Consider the following 17,001-nt stretch of genomic DNA (forward strand, 5'->3'; position numbering starts at 1 on the left):
CCGGTGCGGTGACCGCACCGGCCCGCAGCGGAAGGCCGGGCTCACGGCGCCCGGCGCACCGGGACCAGCGTGGCCACGGCCAGGACGGCGCCGGCCACGAGCACGCCGGTCACCCCGAGCGTGTCCACGACGAGGCCGCCGAGCAGCGCCCCGAACGCGATCGACAGATTGAACACCGATACGAACAACGAGCTCGCGGCCTCGGTCGCGGCCGGCGCGGCGGTCAGCACCCAGGTCTGCAGCGCGACCGGGATCGCCCCGTAACCGAGCCCCCACAGCGCGAGCCACACCGGCAGGCCGGTGACCAGCACCGCGGCCATCGCGACGGCCAGGACCACGGCGATCCCCGCCACGGTCCGGCGCAGGCCACGGGCGACCAGCGCCCCGGCGAGGAAGTTGCCGCAGATCCCGGCGACACCGAAGACCAGCAGCAGCGCCCCGATCAGGTCCGCGGGCACGTCCCGGTCGAGCAGCACGGGGCGGACGAAGGTGTACGCCGTGAAATGCCCCGTGATCAGCAGGAACGTCGCCGCGAGCGCGCCGCGCAGGGCCCGGCCGCGCAGGGCCGGCGGCAGGCCGGACAGGGCGAGGACCCGCTCCGGTGGCAGCCGCGGCACGAGCAGCACGATCGCCGCCAGCGCGGCCAGGCCGAGCACGCCGACCGCGGCGAACGCGGTCCGCCACCCGCTGAGATCGCCGAGCATCGTGCCGGCCGGCACCCCCAGCACCGACGCGGTCTCCACCCCACCGAAGATCACCGCGGTGGCCCGGGGCACGTGACGCTCCGGCACCAGGCGCACCGCGATGCCTCCGGCCAGCGACCAGAACCCGCCGACGCTCACCCCGATCAGGAACCGGGCGAGCAGGACCGGGCCGAACCCGGTCGCGAACGCGGAGACCAGGTTGGCCACCCCGACGATGCCGATCAGCGCCGCCAGGACGAGCCGCCGGTCCAGCCGGCCGGTGGCCACCGTGACCAGCGGCGCGGACACCGCGGCGACCAGGCCGGGCACGGTCACCATCAGCCCGGCCGTGCCCTCGGCCACCCCGAGTTCCGCGCCGACCGGGGTGAGCAACCCGACCGGCAGCAGTTCGGAGGTCATCAGGGCGAAGATGCCCACGGTCACCGCGGCGACGGCGAGCCAGCCACGGGCCGGCCGGACCAGGACCTCAGAGGTCATCGGGGTCGGTCCGGCAGGTGACGTTGATCCGGTTCCAGGCGTTCGCGGTGAACGTCACCCCGATCAGGGCGGCCAGCTCGGGCTCGGTGAAGTGGCGCGCGGCCTCGGCGTACACCTGCTCGGCGACGCCCTGCGGGAGCAGGGTGACCGCCTCGGCCAGAGCGAGCGCCGCCCTCTCCCGCTCGGTGTAGAGGCGGGACTCGTGCCAGGCGGTGAGCTGATAGATCCGCTGCTCGGTCTCGCCGGCCTTGCGGGCGTCGCGGGTGTGATAGCCGATGCAGTACGCGCACCGGTTGATCTGCGCGACCCGGATCTGGACGAGTTCGGCGAGGACCGGGTCGAGGCCCTCCCGGGCCGCGGCGTCGAGGGCGAGCATGGCGCGGAAGATCTTCGGGGCGGTGTCGCGGAAGTTCATGACTTACACGCTAAGTAGCCGAGTGACCCGGAGTATGGTGCAGTTCCATGCCGGATTCCTGGGTCAATCTCACCCTCGGCGCGGGCGGGCGGCGCGTCGCCCTGATGCGCTCGGTACGCGACGCGATCCGCGACGGACGGCTCACCCCGGGCACCCGGCTGCCGTCCTACCGGGCCCTCGCCGCCGATCTCGGCATCGCCCGCAACACCGTCGCCGAGGCGTACACCGAACTGGTCGAGGAGGGCTGGCTCACCGCCCGGCAGGGCTCCGGCACCCGGGTCGCGCGCCGGGCCACCCCGCCGCCGGTCCGCCCCCGGCACCCGATCGCGCACGACCACCGGCCACGACACGATCTCGCGCCCAGCTCACCGGATGCCGCCGCCTTCCCCCGGTCCGCCTGGCTGACCTCGGCCCGCCGGGCGCTGACCGCCGCGCCGAGCGAGGCCTTCGGTCCCGGTGACCCGCGCGGGCGCCCCGAGCTGCGCCGGGCCCTCGCCGAATACCTGAGCCGGGCCCGGGGTGTGCGCGCCGACGCGGAACGGATCGTCGTCTGCGCCGGGTTCGCCGGCGGGGTGCGGCTACTCGCCCGCCTGCTGCCGGAGACCGTCGCGGTCGAGGCCTACGGCCTGCCGTTCCACCGCGAGCTGCTGGGCCGGCGCACCGTCGCGCTGCCGGTCGACGAGCACGGCGCCCGGGTGGCGGCGATGCCCGGCGCCGGGGCGGTGCTGCTCACCCCGGCGCATCAGTACCCGACCGGCGGCGCCCTGCACGCGAGCCGCCGCACCGCGGTCGTCGACTGGGCCCGCACGACCGGCGGGCTGATCCTGGAGGACGACTACGACGGGGAGTTCCGCTACGACCGCCAGCCGATCGGGGCGGTGCAGGGCCTCGACCCGGACCGGGTGGTGTACCTCGGCTCGGCGAGCAAGAGCCTGTCGCCGGCGCTACGGCTGGGCTGGATGGTGCTGCCGGACCGCATGATCGACGACGTGCTCGCGGCCAAGGGGTCACGCGAGGTCTGGTCCGGCGCGAACGACCAGCTCACGCTGGCCGACTTCATCGCCTGCGGCGCCTACGACAGGCATCTGCGCCGGATGCGGCAGGTCTATCGGCGACGGCGTGATCACCTGGTCGCGGTGCTCGCGCAGGACCATCCGGGGGTACGGGTGACCGGCGTCGCCGCGGGCCTGCACGCCGTCGTCGCGCTCGCGCCGGGCACCGAACCGGCTGTCCTGGCGGCGGCCCGGGAGCAGGGCGTGGCCGTCGACGGGCTGAGCGGGTACCGGCATCCGGACAGCCCGATGCCGCCGTCGGACGGGCTCGTCGTCGGTTACGGCACCCCGCCGGAGCACGGGTTCGACGCCGCGGTGCGGGCGCTGAGCCGGGCGCTCGGCAGCCGCTGACCACGGGACCGTGCTCCGGGCGTACCCCCGAGGATCAACGGACCCGCGGAACGCTCGCGGTGGCCGCGGCCACCGGCGTGGTGTCCGCGGCCGGCAGCGCCACCGTGACCTCCAGCCCGCCGCCCTCCTGCGCCACCGCGGAGACCGTGCCGCCGTGCGCGTCGCAGACCGCCCGCACGATCGACAGGCCCAGGCCGGAGCCGCGCGTGCCGGTACGCTCCCAGCCGCCCCGCTGGAACGGCTCGAACAGCCCCGGGACGTCGGCCTGCTCCACCTCGAAACCGGTGTTGCCGACGATCAGCCGGGCCTGCCCGTCCACCGACTCGGTGCGCAGCCACAGCCGGCCCAGCAGGTGGTTGTAGCGGATCGCGTTCTCGATCAGGTTGCCGGCCAGCCGGTCCAGCAGGCTCGGGTCGCCGACCACCGGCGCCGGCGTGAGATCGGTCGTCACGTCGAGTTTCAGCCGTTCCGCCTCGGCCTTCACCGCCGACAGCGCGTTGTGGGCGCTGCTCGCCAGGTCGGCCGGCATCTTGCGGACCAGCCGGCGGCCGGACTGCGCCTCCGACCGGGCCAGCACCAGCAACGCGTCGACCAGGCCGTTCGCCCGCTCCGAGGCGTTGCGGACCACCTTGGCCATCCGCCGGTACTCCGCGACGTCCGCCTCGTCGTCGCTGAGCGTCACGTCGATCTCGGTGCGCATCACGGCGAGCGGGGTGCGCAGCTCGTGCGACGCGTTCGCCACGAACCGTTTCTGCGAGTCGAACGCGGCCGCCAGCCGGTCCAGCATCGCGTCGAACGTCCGGGCCAGCTCGGCCACCTCGTCGTCCGCGCCCGAGTACCGGATCCGCTGGTCCAGGGTCTCCTCACCGAGCCGCTGCGCGGTCTGGGTGACGTAGTGCAGCGGCCGCAGCGCCCGGCCGGCCACCGCGTAGGCCAGCGCCACCCCGATCACCCCGACCGCCAGCAGCGCGCTGAACCCCTTGATCAGCAGCTCCCGGGAGGCCTGCGCGACCATCTCGGTCTGCCAGGTCAGCGCCTCCCGGGTGGTGCCGTCGTTCAGCGTCACGGTGGAACCCGCCCGCAGCTCGTCCACCGGGTGCAGCGACTCGCTGACCAGCAGCCAGGCCAGCAGCACCAGCACCGCCCCGGCGCCGACCAGCAGGATGCCGTTGAGCAGGGTCAGCCGCAGCCGCAACGTCGGCCGCATCGACCGGCCGGCCCGTCCCGGGTAGACGGTCACGAGGCCACGACCGGCTCGGGGATCCGGTAGCCCGCGCCCACCACGGTCTCCACCAGCGGCGGATCACCCAGCTTCTTGCGCAGCGTGTTGATGGTCACCCGGACCGTGGTGGTGAACGGGTCAGTGTTGGCGTCCCACACCCGGTCCAGCAGCTCCTCGGTGGAAACCACCCCGCCCTTGGCCTTGAGCAGCTCCTCCAGGACGCCGAACTCCTTGTTGGTCAGCTCCAGCGTCACCCCGCCCCGGGTCACCACCCGGCGGGACTGGTCCAGCACCAGGTCGCCCGCGGTCAGCACCGGTGGCGCGGCCGGAGTGGCCCGCCGGCCCAGCGCCTGCACCCGGGCCACCAGCTCCTTGAAGTCGAACGGCTTCGGCAGGTAGTCGTCGGCGCCCAGCTCCAGGCCCTCCACCTTGTCCTCCACCGAGGCGCTGGCGGTCAGCATCAGCACCCGGGTCAGGGCGCCCGACTCGACGAGCGCCGCGCAGATGTCGTCGCCGTGCATGCCGGGCAGGTCACGGTCGAGAACGACCACGTCGTACCGCGTCACGTACGCCATCTCGTGGCCCTGCAGGCCGTCGTAGGCGACGTCCACCGCCATCCCCTTGCGGCGCAGACCGCGCGCGATGGCGTCGGCCATGTCCCGCTCGTCTTCCACCACCAGCACGCGCACCGCAGACCTCCATCACCCGGTCGTGTACGTGCAGGTTACCGACCGGGAACCGGCAGCGTCAGAGCCGCCAGACCGAGACCTGATCGTTCAGCCGGCGGCAGACCATCGTGAGCGGCCCGAACTGGCAGTCCCCGGTGACTCCGTCGGCGAAGCCGAGCACCGTGGTCCGCCCGGTCGTGAGGTCGAGAACGCCGTAGATCAGGGTGGCGCCGGCCGGCTGGAGCCGGTAGACGTAGGCGCTGTCCGGACCCGGCCCGGGACCGCCGAACGTCCAGGCCGCGACCTGCGCGGTGATCTTCCCGGTGGCCGGGTCGAGGACCACGAGCGCCTGGTCCGGCGCACTGGACCGGGTGAGCAGCAGGCGGTCGCCGACCGGCCGGATCACGTCCCACCCGGTCTGCTGCCACAGCACCCGGCCGGTGGCCGGGTCGACCCCGGAGAGCTCATCCTCCATCCGCATGAAGCAGAGCACCCGGGGACAGCTCACCGGGTAGTTCTCCTGATCCGCCATCGGCGGCGAGGTCTCCCAGCGCGGGGCGAGGGTACGCCCGTCGAAGGCCGCCGTCCGCCCGCCGCCGGTGACGGTCGCCACGCCACCCGCCACCATCAGGTAGGTCTCCCCCTCGACCACCGGCACCGGGACCCGGGTGGTGGCGGTGACCCGGCCGGTCACCCCGTCGTACACCTCCAGCAGGCCGTCCGGGCGCAGCAGGTACAGCAGGTCCGGGTACCCGGTCCAGAGGAACTCGTTGCTGATCGTGAACTGGCCGCCCACCGGGAGCTCCACCGACCAGCGGGGCGTCCCGGTCCGCTTGTCGACCCCCTGCCAGGCCCCCCGGGTCGCCTTCCCCGGCGACCGGACATCGGCGTAGATCAGCGCCATCGTGTCGTCCGCCGCCGAGCCGAACAGCATCGCCTGCCGCTGCCACACCGGGGGGCCGCTCCCCGGGCGTACCGCCATCACGCCGGTCCGCTCGGAGTCGCCCTCCTGATAGCCGGCCAGCAGCAGCCCGTCACCGCCGTCCACCAGCGAGTACATCTCGCCGGGCACGGTCACCGTGTATTCCCCGAGCGGCGTCGCGCCGGGCAGGCCGTAGGCCCGGATCGTGTAGTCCCGGGGCAGGCCGGCGGCGGCGGCCTCCGGATGAGCGAACAGGTAGAGCCGGTCCCCGACCAGCCACATCCCGTCGCGCAGGGCCAGCGGCACGGTCACCGGCGGCGCCGGCGGCGGGGCCGGGGGCGCCGCCCCGCCGAGCACGACCACCAGAGCCACACTGAGAAACCCCAGGATCCAGCGGTACGGCAGGGGCGGCCGCGGCAGAGCGGGCTCCTCCCCACCCGGCCCACCGGCCGTGACCTCACCGAGTTCGATCACCATGTCAGGCACCCGGGCTCCCGTCGGACGACTCGCCCCATTGTGCAGTCAACGGCGTCGATGCGGTCATTCCCGGAACGCCCAGACCCGCAGCCGGGTCCCGTCCCGGCAGACGATGTGCCGGTCGTCGGCCGCGCACTCGCTCCCCTCGGTGTCGGCCACACCCAGCACCCGCACCTGCGGCTCGCCCGGCAGCACCAGACCGAACAGCTGCCCGCCGCCCCGGTTGCCGCGCGACAGCACCAGCATCCGCCCGGACGGCGCGGTCACCTCCTGCCGCCATCCGGCCAGGTCGGCCCGGGGCGTCCCGGTGTACGCGTCGACCAGCCGCAGCGGCGCCCCCGACGACGCCTCGGTCCACAGCACGTACCCGGCGCGCCGGCTCAGGTAGTCCGCCGCCGGCAGCCGCCACCCCGGCTCGCCGGTCCGCGGGTCGAGAACCAGCGTCTCGTCCCGGTCGCCGGTGCAGAGCAGGCCGGGACAGTCGGCCGGGTCCAGGCTGTACGCCAGATCCCGGGTCCACAGCCGGTCCAGGGTCCGGGCGTCGTACCCCACCTGCTTGCCGGCCTCCTGGTAGTCCACCAGCGCCACCCCGTCCAGCAGCGACGCGCTGCCCGGCCCGGACCCGTCCAGCCGGGGCAGCGCCGCCTCCCGCAGCAGCGCGCCGGTCCGCCCGTCGACCAGCGACAACCGGTCCGAGGAGGTGACCAGCACGGCCGGGTCGCCGGCCGGCAACGGTTCCACGATCACCGAGCCGGGCCGCTCGAACGTCCACCGCGGCTCCCCCGTCGCCAGGTCCAGCCCGCGCACCTCGGTCCGCAACGGCGGCTCGGTGTGCGGCTGCGCGTCCGCCGAGAAGTAGAGCCGCCCCGGGTCGCCGGAGTCCTGGTCGTACAGCGTGCCCGGCCGGAAGATCGGCTCCGTCGTCACACCGGTGCCACCGGAGCCGGCCAGCAGCCGTCGCGGCCCGGTCCACCGGATGCGCCCGGTCGCCGGATCCAGCACGACGGTGTCCCGCCCGCCGGTCAGCATCAGCACCCCGCCGGTGTGCTCGATCTGGATCGGATCGAACATGCCGGCCTCCGAGTCGATCGGCACCTCGGCGGTCCACAGCCGCTCCGGCCGGCCCCGCAGGCTCCAGGCGTGCAGAAGGCGCTGGGCGCCGGCCCGCTCCGCGGTGAAGAGCAGACCGCCGGCCAGCTGGATCCGCACCTCGGTGGCGGGCAGCTCACCCAGATAACGCCAGGACCAGCCGGCCGGAGTCGCCGCGCCACCCAGCACGGCGAGCAGCGCCAGCGTCAGCAGCAGGCCGAGACGGCGGTAACGCCACGGCGGCGGGGTACGCCCGGCGTCCGGATCGAGCGGTGTGTCCCGATCCAGCTCGATCACCGTCACGCCGTGCACCTCCTGGACCCGCGGGCAGCCGGACTACCCGGCGGGGGCACGGTACGCCCAGACGACCACCTCGCCGTAGACCGACCGGCAGATCAGCCGGGCCGGCACAGCCTGACAGTCACCGGCGCCGGCGGGCAGATCGGCGAGCGGACGTGGCCGGGACATCCCGGGCCCCGCGACCGCGACCATGCTACGCGTCTCCGGACCGGCCTCCCGGGTCACCAGCAGCCGCCCGCCGGACGCGCTGCCGGGCACCCGGTGCCAGCCGGTCAGATCCACGAGCACCGCGCCGGTCACCGGGTCGACCAGGGCGGACGGCGCGTCGGGGCCGTCCGCGTACGCCACCAGGTGCTCGCCGGCCGGCTCGACGGTGCGCCAGCCCGGCCGATGCCACAGCACGTCACCGGTGACGGGGTCGACCACCCGGACCCCGTCCAGCCCGATCACACAGGCGAACCCGCCGCACGCCAGGACCTCCCGGGCCGTCGGGACCGGCACCGTCCAGCGCGGCCGCAGCGTCCACGCGTCGTAGGCGGACAGCTCGATCCCGGCCGGCCCGGGATGCCGCAGCAGCATCATCCCGCCGGTCACCACCGTGTTCTCCGGGGAGTAGTCGGCCGCCGGGACCCGCCGCTCGGCCAGCAGGTCACCGCTCGCCACGTCGTACAGCCGGGCGATCGAATCGTCGTGCACCAGCACCACGCGGGCCTCGTCCGCGTCGTGGCCGGGCAACCCCAGCAGCACCGCCGTGGACGGCACCCACACCTGCCAGCGCGCGGCGCCGGTCTGCGGGTCGACGACCTCGACCGCCCGTTCCACCCGGCGGCCCGCGCCGCGCACCCCGTCCACGGCGACCATCAGGGCGTCCCCGCCGATGCCGTCGGCGAAGCTCAGCACGTTGCGGTCGTTGCGCCAGCGGACCTCGCCGGTGTCCAGCGCGACCGCTGTGGTGCCGGGCTCGATCCGCACGGGCGTCCACGGGCGCAGCAGCACCACGCCGCCGCCACCGGTACGCAGCCGGGACACCGGGATCCGCTGCTCCACCCGCCACTGCTGGGCGCCGGTCTCCAGATCGAACGAGGCCAGCTCGCCCGCCGTCTGGACGATCAGCTGATCGCCGTGGGTCACATAGGGGTCGCCGGGGCCGATCGCGACCCGCAGCAGCACCTCCAGCGGCGGGCCGGGCGGCGACGCCGACGCGGTGACGGCGAACAGCGACAGGACCGCGAGGAGGGCCGGGGCCAGCCAGAGCGGCGTGGTACGCCGCCCCGGCCGCCGGTAGGTCTCCGGCTCACCCCGATCCAGCCCCAGCTCGATGACGACGACTGGACCGTTCGCGGCGTCCGCACCCATCCATCAAAGGTAACGGTTCCGTAACGAACTTGCCCAGCTCGTCTTTTCGTCCTCGTTCAGGCTCCTGTCCGCGGACCTCGCCGGTCGCCTGTCGCGCTCGCTCCGGCCCTCAGACGTGGACCTCGCCCGCGTCCAGGCGGGTGATCGTCCCGGTCACCTCGCGGGCCACGTCCTGCGAGGTCAGGCCCAGAGACGCCAGGATCTCGGCCCGGGTGCCGTGCGGGTGGAACCCGGCCGGGACACCGAAGTCACGCAGCGGCGTGGCCACGCCCGCGTCCCGCAGGGCGGCCGCCACCGCGTCGCCGACACCGCCGGCCCGCACGCCGTCCTCCAGCGTCACCACGAGCCGGTGCTGGGCGGCGAGGCCGGTCAGCTCGATCGGCACGGGACGGACCCAGCGCGGGTCGACGACCGTCACGCCGTACCCCTGCTCGGCGATCCGCTCCGCGGCCTCCAGGCCGAGCCCGGCGAAGGAGCCGACCGCGACCAGCAGGATGTCCTTGCTCTCGTCCTCGCGCAGCACGTCCACCTGGCCCACCCGGCGGATCGCCGGGGTGTCCGGCGCGACCTTGCCGGTCGGGAACCGCACGATCGTCGGGCCGTCCTCGACCGCGACCGCCTCCCGCAGCTCCTCACGCAGCGTCTCGGCGTCCCGCGGGGCGGCGATCCGCAGCCCCGGCACCACACCGAAGACGCTCATGTCCCACATGCCGTAGTGGCTCGGCCCGTCCGGCCCGGTGATCCCGGCCCGGTCCAGCACGAACGTCACGGGCAGCCCGTGCATCGCCACATCCAGCAGGACCTGGTCGAAGGCCCGGTTCAGGAAGGTCGCGTAGACGGCGACGACCGGGTGCAGCCCACCCATCGCCAGGCCCGCCGCGCTGGTCGCCGCGTGCTGCTCGGCGATGCCGACGTCGTACGTCCGCTCGGGGTACTTCTTCGCCAGGGCGGCGATGCCGGTCGGCTCCGCCATCGCGGCGGTGATGCCCACGATGTCCGGCCGCTCGTCGGCGATCCGCACCAGCTCGTCGGCGAACACCTTCGTCCACTTCAGCGTCGGGGCGGCCAGCAGCTTGCCGGTCTCCACACTGAACGCGCTGCCCGGGCCGTGCAGACAGTCCGCCTCGTCCTGCTCGGCGGGCAGGAAGCCGTAGCCCTTGCGGGTCACCGCGTGCACGATGACCGGCGCGTTGTAGCCCTTGGCCCGCCGCAGCGCCGACTCCATCGCCTGCTGGTCGTGACCGTCCACCGGGCCGATGTACTTCAGGCCCAGGTCCTCGAACATCGGCTGCGGGCTGACCGCGTCCTTGATGCCCTTCTTCACCGCGTGCAGCACCTCGAACACCGGCTTGCCCACCACCGGCGTCTGCCCCAGCGCGTCCTTGACCAGGTCGAGCACCCGCTCGTAACCCGGGTTGAGGCGCAGCGTGGAGAGGTGGTCGGCGAGACCGCCGATGGTCGGCGCGTACGACCTGCCGTTGTCGTTGACCACGATGACCAGCCGGTTGCGGGTCGCCGCGATGTTGTTGAGCGCCTCCCAGCACATGCCACCGGTCAGGGCGCCGTCCCCGACGACCGCGACCACGTGCCGGTCCTCACCGCGCAGCGCGTACGCCTTCGCCAGGCCGTCGGCGTAGGACAGGGCGGTGGAGGCGTGCGAGTTCTCGATCAGGTCGTGCTCGCTCTCCGCCCGGCTCGGGTAACCGGTGAGCCCACCACGCTGACGGAGCAGGTCGAACCCGTCCTGCCGGCCGGTGACGATCTTGTGCACGTACGCCTGGTGGCCGGTGTCAAAGAGGACCTTGTCGCGGGGGGAGTCGAAGACCCGGTGCAGCGCCAGGGTCATCTCGACCACGCCCAGGTTCGGCCCGAGGTGACCCCCGGTCCGGGAGACCTTGGCCACCAGGAAGTCACGGATCTCGGCCGCGAGCAGGGTCAGCTGCTCAGCGGTCAGTCGCTTCAGATCACCGGGATTGGTGATGCTGGACAGCAGGCCGGCCGGGGTCGAGGGGGAGTCGCTCATGAGGTGAGAGTCTATCCGTGCGGTGCCCGGTCGCGACGTGAGCGAACGGACCGTCACCAATCCTCCACACAATTGGAACATCCCCCTACCGGCGGATCTCCGGCCCCGGGTGGCCGGGGAACCAGGCCATCCGGCATCCTGGGAGGCACGCAGCGACTGGCGGCACAGGGATGGTCGAACCATCGGGGAGCTCGTCACATCGGAGTCGACCGCCTGGGCTCCGGCCGAGGAGAAACGCATGTCCTCCGCACGTCTTCTTCCCGGCGCGCCCGTCGCCGAGTCCGTTCTCGACGACGTCCGCGCGCGGGTCGCCGCCCTCAAGTCCCGCGGCATCCAGCCCAGCCTCGCCACCATCCTGGTCGGCGACGACGACGCCAGCGCCGGCTACATCCGGATCAAGCAGAAGCAGGCCGCCGAACTCGGCTTCGAGTCCCCGCACGAGCACCTCAGCGGCGACGTCACCCAGGCCGACCTGCTCAAGGTCATCGCCGGCTACAACGACGACAAGAACGTGCACGGCGTCCTCATCCAGTACCCCATCCCCGCCCACCTGGACTACGACGCCGCCCTGCAGACCCTCGACCCCGACAAGGACGTCGACGGCATGCACCCGCTCAACATGGGCCGCCTCGCCGTCGGACTGCCCGGCCCTCTCCCCTGCACCCCCGCCGGCATCGAAGCGCTCCTCGCCTTCCACGGCATCGAGGTCTCCGGCCGCGAAGTCGTCATCCTGGGCCGCGGCGCCACCCTCGGCCGCCCCCTGGCGATGCTGCTCGCCCAGAAACGCCCCACCGCCAACGCCGCCGTCACCGTCGTGCACACCGGCGTCAAGGACTGGCCCCGCTACACCCAGCGCGCCGACATCCTGATCGCCGCCGCCGGCGTCCCCGGCATCGTCAAACCCGAACACGTCAAACCCGGCTCGGTCGTCATCGGCGCCGGCGTCCGCTACGAGGGCCGCCGCCTCCTCCCCGACGTCGACGAATCCTGCGCCGACGTGGCCGGCGCCATCACCCCCCGCGTCGGCGGCGTCGGCCCCACCACGGTGGCCATGCTCTTCCGCAACGCCGTCACCGCGGCCGAACGCGCCAACTGACACTCCCCGGGGCAGGCGGGCCGGTTCTCCGGAATCCGGCTCGCCCCCCCCACTTGCGGTTCGCGGAGCTTCTCTCACACCATGCTCTGGTACGGGCCACGCAAGGTCCCGTTAATCGCGGCGGCCACGGCAGGCGTCCCCTCACGACCGGACCCCGGGCGCCACTCATGCATGCGCGTTCCGGTCAACCCCGGCTGGTTGTGTTGGCTGTCTCAGCTGCGCTGAGACAGCCAAGACAACCAGCCGGACGAAAACGGGTGACGCGATCGGCCGTAGCAGTTTCTGGACGCTTTGACTTTCTCTTCGCAGGGATAGGCGTGCCGGCTTTCTCACCCACGGGACAAGGCACACCGACTCCCTCACCCACGGGACAAGGCGTGCCGGCTCCCTCACCCACGGGACAAGGTATGCGGCCCACTCGCCCCTCTGTGCTGGCTTTGCTTCGCTTCGCTCCGCGGCAAAATGCCTCTAAGTTGGTGTCGAGACAGGCGATTCTCCGCCACCCAGCAAAGACCACTGGGCGTCGGAGAATCGCTTGTCTCGACACCAACGGCATTTTGCGGGGCAGTTCCGTGGATACGACCTTGCGGCAATTACGGGGGTGATTAGCGGCTGCAACCGAAGCGTCCACGGCCACGCAAACCTCTGTGGCCACGGAAGTGCAGAAAATCAGTGGCCACGCAACGGTGATGCCCTGTGGCTCTTAAGACACGTAACCCGGTTTGAGGCTTCTTGTCGGTTGCTCACGTCCGTATCGCGATCCCGTGATCGGGGCGAGTCTGTGCGCGATGGTCGGGTTGCGGGGCCTCAGGCGTGATCGTGACCGCATCGTTCGGACAGGGGCTTGCCTGCTCGCCGCTCAGCACCCCAGAAGACTGATTTCGGGGCAAGCGAACGACCCTGGGCGGCTTTTAGATCTTGTGCTCGCGTGTAGTGGCTCTTTCCGACAATTTCGGCTTGCTGACCTCAACAGGCGCTGCGGTCCGCTCTCGCGTCGGTCGCCTGGGGTCCGGCCCGCGCTGAACGGCGGAGGCGATTGCGGTCTACAGTTCCGCGCCGGTTGCCTGAGGGCCGGCGCTGGCCCGAGCCGACCGGTAGGGACGATGCGACCTGCGATTTCGCATCGGTAGCCGGGCGTGCCTCGATTGGCCGGCTGGTCGTCAGGGCTGTCTTGGCCGCGCCATGACAGCCCTGACGACCAGCGGAGGTCTCAGGTGGGGAGGAGCAGGGCTACGCATTCGACGTGCTGGGTCATGGGGAAGCAGTCGAAAGCACGTAGCTGGGCGACGCGCCAGCCTTCGGAGCGGAAGGTTTTCAGGTCGCGGGCGAGGGCGGCGGGATCGCAGGCCACGTAGGCGACCGCCCGGGGGCGGGCGGCAGCGATCGAACGGACCACCCGGGCGCCGGCCCCGGCTCGGGGTGGGTCGAGGACGACCAGGTCGACCGGGGCGGTGACGCGGCGGCGGGACAGGGCGATGTCGACGCGGGCTTCGACGATGTCGGTGCCGGGGAGGTCGGCGAGGTTGGCGCGGGCGGCGGCCACACCGGTCGGGGAGGATTCGACGACGGTGACGCGGGCCCCGGTACGGGCGGCGACGGCTGCCGCGAACAGTCCCGCGCCTCCGTAGAGATCCCAGGCGGTTTCGCCCTCGGCGGGGCGCAACATGTCCAGGACGGCGTCCACGAGGGTTTGGGCCGCGGCGGGGTGCACCTGCCAGAAGCCTTGCGGGGGGATTCGCCAGGTGCGGCCGGCGGCCAGTTCGGTGACTTCGGCGGGGCCGGCGAGACGGATCAGGGAGCCGCTCTCCGAAGCTTCGCCGAGATCATCGCCGGAGGCCGGGCCGCCGGTGGTGCCGGACGGGCGGCCGAGCACCGCGACGTCGCCGCTGGTGGAGGCGACGGCCTGGAGGGCGTCGATGGTGGGCCAGTCGCTGGTGAGGACGTCGAGTTCCTGGATGGCCGGGTGCGCGATCAGGCAGCGGTCGATCGGCACGACCTGGTGGGAGCGGTGCTGCAGCAGGCCGGGCCGGCCGGCGGCGTCGATCGCGTAGCGGACCCGGGTACGCCAGCCGAGCAGCCGGCCCCCCTCCCCGACGCTGTCCCCGGCGGCCGCGACGGAAGCAGGAGACGCAGCGGAGGCGGTAGACGCAGCGGGCGCCGTGGGGGAGGCAGACGCGGCGGGCGCAGCAGAGGCGGCGGGGGCAGCGGAGGTGGCAGGCGCGGCCGGAGCGGGAGGATCGGATGGGGGGACGGGGATGCTTGGTGGGACTTCGAGGAACCGCGGGCTCACGGAACGGTGGGAATCCGGCGGGAGCGGCTCGACGCGTACGAAAATCTGATCCTGATCTTCGGGGGAGAGACCGGCCAGACGGGTGAGCTGCTCCCGGACCACCGCTGTCTTCCAGCGCAGCTGGGCGTCGCCGGAGGCGTGCTGGAGGTCGCAGCCGCCGCAACCGCCGGGATGGGCGTACGGGCACGGCGGGGTGACCCGGTCCGGGGAGGCCTCGTGGATGTCGACGGCGTCGGCCCGGAGGTAGCCGCGGTGGATCTCGGTGATCTCGGCGGTGACCCGTTCGCCGGGGAGCGCGTGCCGGACGAAGACGACGTGGCCGTGCGGGCCGCCGATCCGGGCGACGCAGTGCCCGCCGTGCGCGGGCGCCCCCACGGTGACCTCGACCCGGTCACCTTCCACAAGATCGAGAAGGGGGGAAGCGAGCGGATTCGTCATGGTTGTTCCCCATCGTCGGCGCCGTGTGTGCGGGGGCCCCGGGCGGGCGCGCGGCTCAGCCCCCGGTCCATCCGGTCGAGGTCGCGGTCCTGGCTGGAGCGCAGCTGCCAGGGCACGCTGGTGACCATGACGCCGGGCTCGAACAGCAGCCGGCCCTTGATCCGCAGGGCGCTCTGGTTGTGCAGGAAGTTCTCCCACCAGCGGCCGACCACGTATTCGGGGACGAAGACGGTCACCACGTCGCGGGGCGAGCTGCGGCGCACGCTCTTGACGAAGTCGATGATCGGCCGGCTGATCTCGCGGTACGGCGAGTCGACCACGGTGAGCGGCACCGGGAGCTGCCGGCGTTCCCATTCGGCCTGGATGCTGCGGGTGTCGTTGTCGTCGACGTTGACGGTGACGGCGGTGAGCGTGTCCGGCCGGGTCGCCTGGGCGTAGGCGAGGGCCCGCAGCGTCGGCTGGTGCACCTTGCTGACCAGGACGACGGCGTGGTTGCGGGACGGCAGGACGGGCCGCTCGTCGGTGGGTTTGAGTTCCTCGGCGACCCGGGTGTAGTGCCGGTGGATGGCCACCATCAGGCCGTAGATGACGATCATGGCGGCGATCGCGATCCAGGCGCCGAGCAGGAACTTGGTGATCAGTACGACGATCAGCACGGCGCCGGTGAGGACCATGCCGAACGCGTTGATCGCCCGGGATCGGAGCATCCGTTTGCGGCGTTCCGGGTCGCGCTGGGTGCGCAGCAGCCGGTTCCAGTGCCGGATCATGCCGGCCTGCGACAGGGTGAACGACACGAAGACGCCCACGATGTAGAGCTGGATGAGCCGGGTCACCTCGGCCTCGAACGCCACGATCAGCACCATCGCGGCGACGGCGAGGAAGACGATGCCGTTGCTGAACGCCAGCCGGTCGCCGCGGGTGTGGAACTGGCGCGGCAGGTACCGGTCCTGGGCCAGGATCGAGCCGAGCACCGGGAAGCCGTTGAAGGCGGTGTTCGCGGCCAGGAAGAGGATCAGCGCGGTGACCGCGCCGACCAGATAGAGCAGGACCGACCCGCTGCCGAAGACGGTCTCGGCGAGCTGGGTGGTGACGGTCTTCTGGACGTAGCCCTCGCTGGCGGCGTTCGGGATGATCTGCAGCGTCGGGTTCTCGACGAACTTCAGGTGGGTGGCCTGGGCCAGCAGGATGATGCCGTAGAGCATGACCAGCGAGATGCCGCCCAGCAGCATCAGCGTGGTCGCCGCGTTCTTGCTCTTCGGCTTCTTGAAGGCGGGCACCCCGTTGGAGATCGCCTCGACGCCGGTCAGCGCCGCGCAGCCGGACGAGAACGTCCGTAACAGCAGGAACGCGAACGCGAACTGGCTGAGGTGATCGTCCTCGGCCACGATCGTCAGGTCGGCGCTGGGGGCCTGCAGGTCCTGCCCGAGGATGAAGACGCGGAACAGGCCGGTGAGGATCATGCCGACGATCACGACGATGAAGAGGTACGTGGGGACCGCGAAGGCCACCCCGGACTCCCGCAGGCCGCGCAGGTTGACCGCGCTGAGCAGGATGATCGCCGCGATGGCGATGGGCACCTTGTGGGTGGCCACCCAGGGGACGACCGAGCCGAGGTTGCTGACCCCGGAGGAGATCGACACCGCGACCGTGAGGATGTAGTCGACGAGCAGCGCGCTGGCCACGCCGAGCCCGGCCTTCGGCCCGAGGTTGACCGTGGCCACCTCGTAGTCGCCGCCGCCGGACGGGTAGGCGTGCACGTTCTGCCGGTAGCTGGCGACCACCGTCACCATCACCACCGCGACCGCGAGCGTCACCCAGGGCGAATACACGTAGGCGGCCGCGCCGGCGATCGAGAGCGTCAGCAGGATCTCGTCGGGCGCGTACGCCACGCTGGAGAGCGCGTCGCTCGCGAAGACCGGCAGCGCGATCCGCTTGGGCAGCAGCGTGTGCTGCAGCTTGTCCGAGCGGAACGGGCGGCCGAGCAGCAGCCGTTTGGCTAGAGAGGTGGTACTTGCCACGAGTGCCAAGCGTACGGGCGGTCCTTTCGGCGTGTGGTCCGCCCCGGACAGCGTTCCCGCCAGGGGCATGGCAGGCTCACACTGGTCCGTACAGAAGCGGGAG

Annotated in this window: 12 protein-coding genes and 1 riboswitch; of the genes, 2 read left to right on the plus strand and 10 right to left on the minus strand. The window is 72.5% G+C overall.

Going from position 1 to position 17,001, the window contains the following annotated elements; translation table 11 throughout:
• Nucleotides 1-41: 41 nt before the first annotated feature.
• Nucleotides 42-1,181: an MFS transporter gene (locus tag ACZ3II_RS15190; protein ID WP_465518241.1), complete on the minus strand. Its 1,140-nt coding sequence runs from the start codon at nt 1,179-1,181 to the stop codon at nt 42-44.
• Entirely contained in the window at nt 1,171-1,596 is a 426-nt protein-coding gene (locus tag ACZ3II_RS15195; RefSeq protein ID WP_465518242.1) for a carboxymuconolactone decarboxylase family protein, read from the minus strand. Before ACZ3II_RS15195 ends, ACZ3II_RS15190 begins: the two co-directional genes overlap by 11 nt.
• A 47-nt stretch (nt 1,597-1,643) precedes the next feature.
• Here ACZ3II_RS15195 and pdxR point away from each other — a divergent pair, with 47 nt between their 5' ends.
• Nucleotides 1,644-2,999, plus strand: a complete 1,356-nt coding sequence (gene pdxR, locus ACZ3II_RS15200) for a MocR-like pyridoxine biosynthesis transcription factor PdxR (RefSeq protein ID WP_465518243.1) — start codon at nt 1,644-1,646, stop codon at nt 2,997-2,999.
• 34 nt (nt 3,000-3,033) lie between these two features.
• Here the strand turns inward: pdxR and ACZ3II_RS15205 are convergent, their stop codons facing one another.
• The 6 genes from ACZ3II_RS15205 to dxs form a co-directional block, all read right to left on the minus strand.
• Entirely contained in the window at nt 3,034-4,206 is a 1,173-nt protein-coding gene (locus ACZ3II_RS15205) for a sensor histidine kinase (protein WP_465518408.1), read from the minus strand.
• A gap of 29 nt (nt 4,207-4,235) precedes the next feature.
• The gene (locus ACZ3II_RS15210) at nt 4,236-4,910 is read right to left on the minus strand and encodes a response regulator transcription factor (RefSeq protein WP_465518244.1); all 675 of its coding nucleotides are present in this window, start codon (nt 4,908-4,910) and stop codon (nt 4,236-4,238) included.
• A 58-nt stretch (nt 4,911-4,968) separates the two neighbouring features.
• Nucleotides 4,969-6,288: an outer membrane protein assembly factor BamB family protein gene (locus tag ACZ3II_RS15215; protein ID WP_465518245.1), complete on the minus strand. Its 1,320-nt coding sequence runs from the start codon at nt 6,286-6,288 to the stop codon at nt 4,969-4,971.
• Between the two features lie 63 nt (nt 6,289-6,351).
• On the minus strand, nt 6,352-7,680 hold the full coding sequence (locus ACZ3II_RS15220) for an outer membrane protein assembly factor BamB family protein (RefSeq protein WP_465518246.1): 1,329 nt from the start codon (nt 7,678-7,680) through the stop codon (nt 6,352-6,354).
• 33 nt (nt 7,681-7,713) lie between these two features.
• Nucleotides 7,714-9,033: an outer membrane protein assembly factor BamB family protein gene (locus tag ACZ3II_RS15225; RefSeq protein WP_465518247.1), complete on the minus strand. Its 1,320-nt coding sequence runs from the start codon at nt 9,031-9,033 to the stop codon at nt 7,714-7,716.
• 109 nt (nt 9,034-9,142) lie between these two features.
• Nucleotides 9,143-11,056: a 1-deoxy-D-xylulose-5-phosphate synthase gene (gene dxs, locus ACZ3II_RS15230; RefSeq protein ID WP_465518248.1), complete on the minus strand. Its 1,914-nt coding sequence runs from the start codon at nt 11,054-11,056 to the stop codon at nt 9,143-9,145.
• 141 nt (nt 11,057-11,197) lie between these two features.
• Nucleotides 11,198-11,282: riboswitch (ZMP/ZTP riboswitch) on the plus strand.
• A gap of 12 nt (nt 11,283-11,294) precedes the next feature.
• On the opposite strand from dxs, the gene ACZ3II_RS15235 reads away from it, so the two are divergent.
• Entirely contained in the window at nt 11,295-12,152 is an 858-nt protein-coding gene (locus tag ACZ3II_RS15235) for a bifunctional 5,10-methylenetetrahydrofolate dehydrogenase/5,10-methenyltetrahydrofolate cyclohydrolase (protein ID WP_465518249.1), read from the plus strand.
• 1,210 nt (nt 12,153-13,362) lie between these two features.
• On the opposite strand, the gene ACZ3II_RS15240 is transcribed toward ACZ3II_RS15235, so the two are convergent.
• Nucleotides 13,363-14,880 carry a class I SAM-dependent RNA methyltransferase gene (locus ACZ3II_RS15240; RefSeq protein ID WP_465518250.1) on the minus strand — a complete coding sequence of 506 codons (1,518 nt, stop codon included), beginning with the start codon at nt 14,878-14,880 and terminating at the stop codon, nt 13,363-13,365.
• A complete protein-coding gene (locus ACZ3II_RS15245) occupies nt 14,877-16,898 on the minus strand; it encodes an APC family permease (protein WP_465518251.1) in 2,022 nt (673 codons plus the stop codon). Before ACZ3II_RS15245 ends, ACZ3II_RS15240 begins: the two co-directional genes overlap by 4 nt.
• Nucleotides 16,899-17,001: the final 103 nt, after the last annotated feature.

It is taken from the genome of Actinoplanes sp. NPDC019969 (assembly GCF_055562375.1).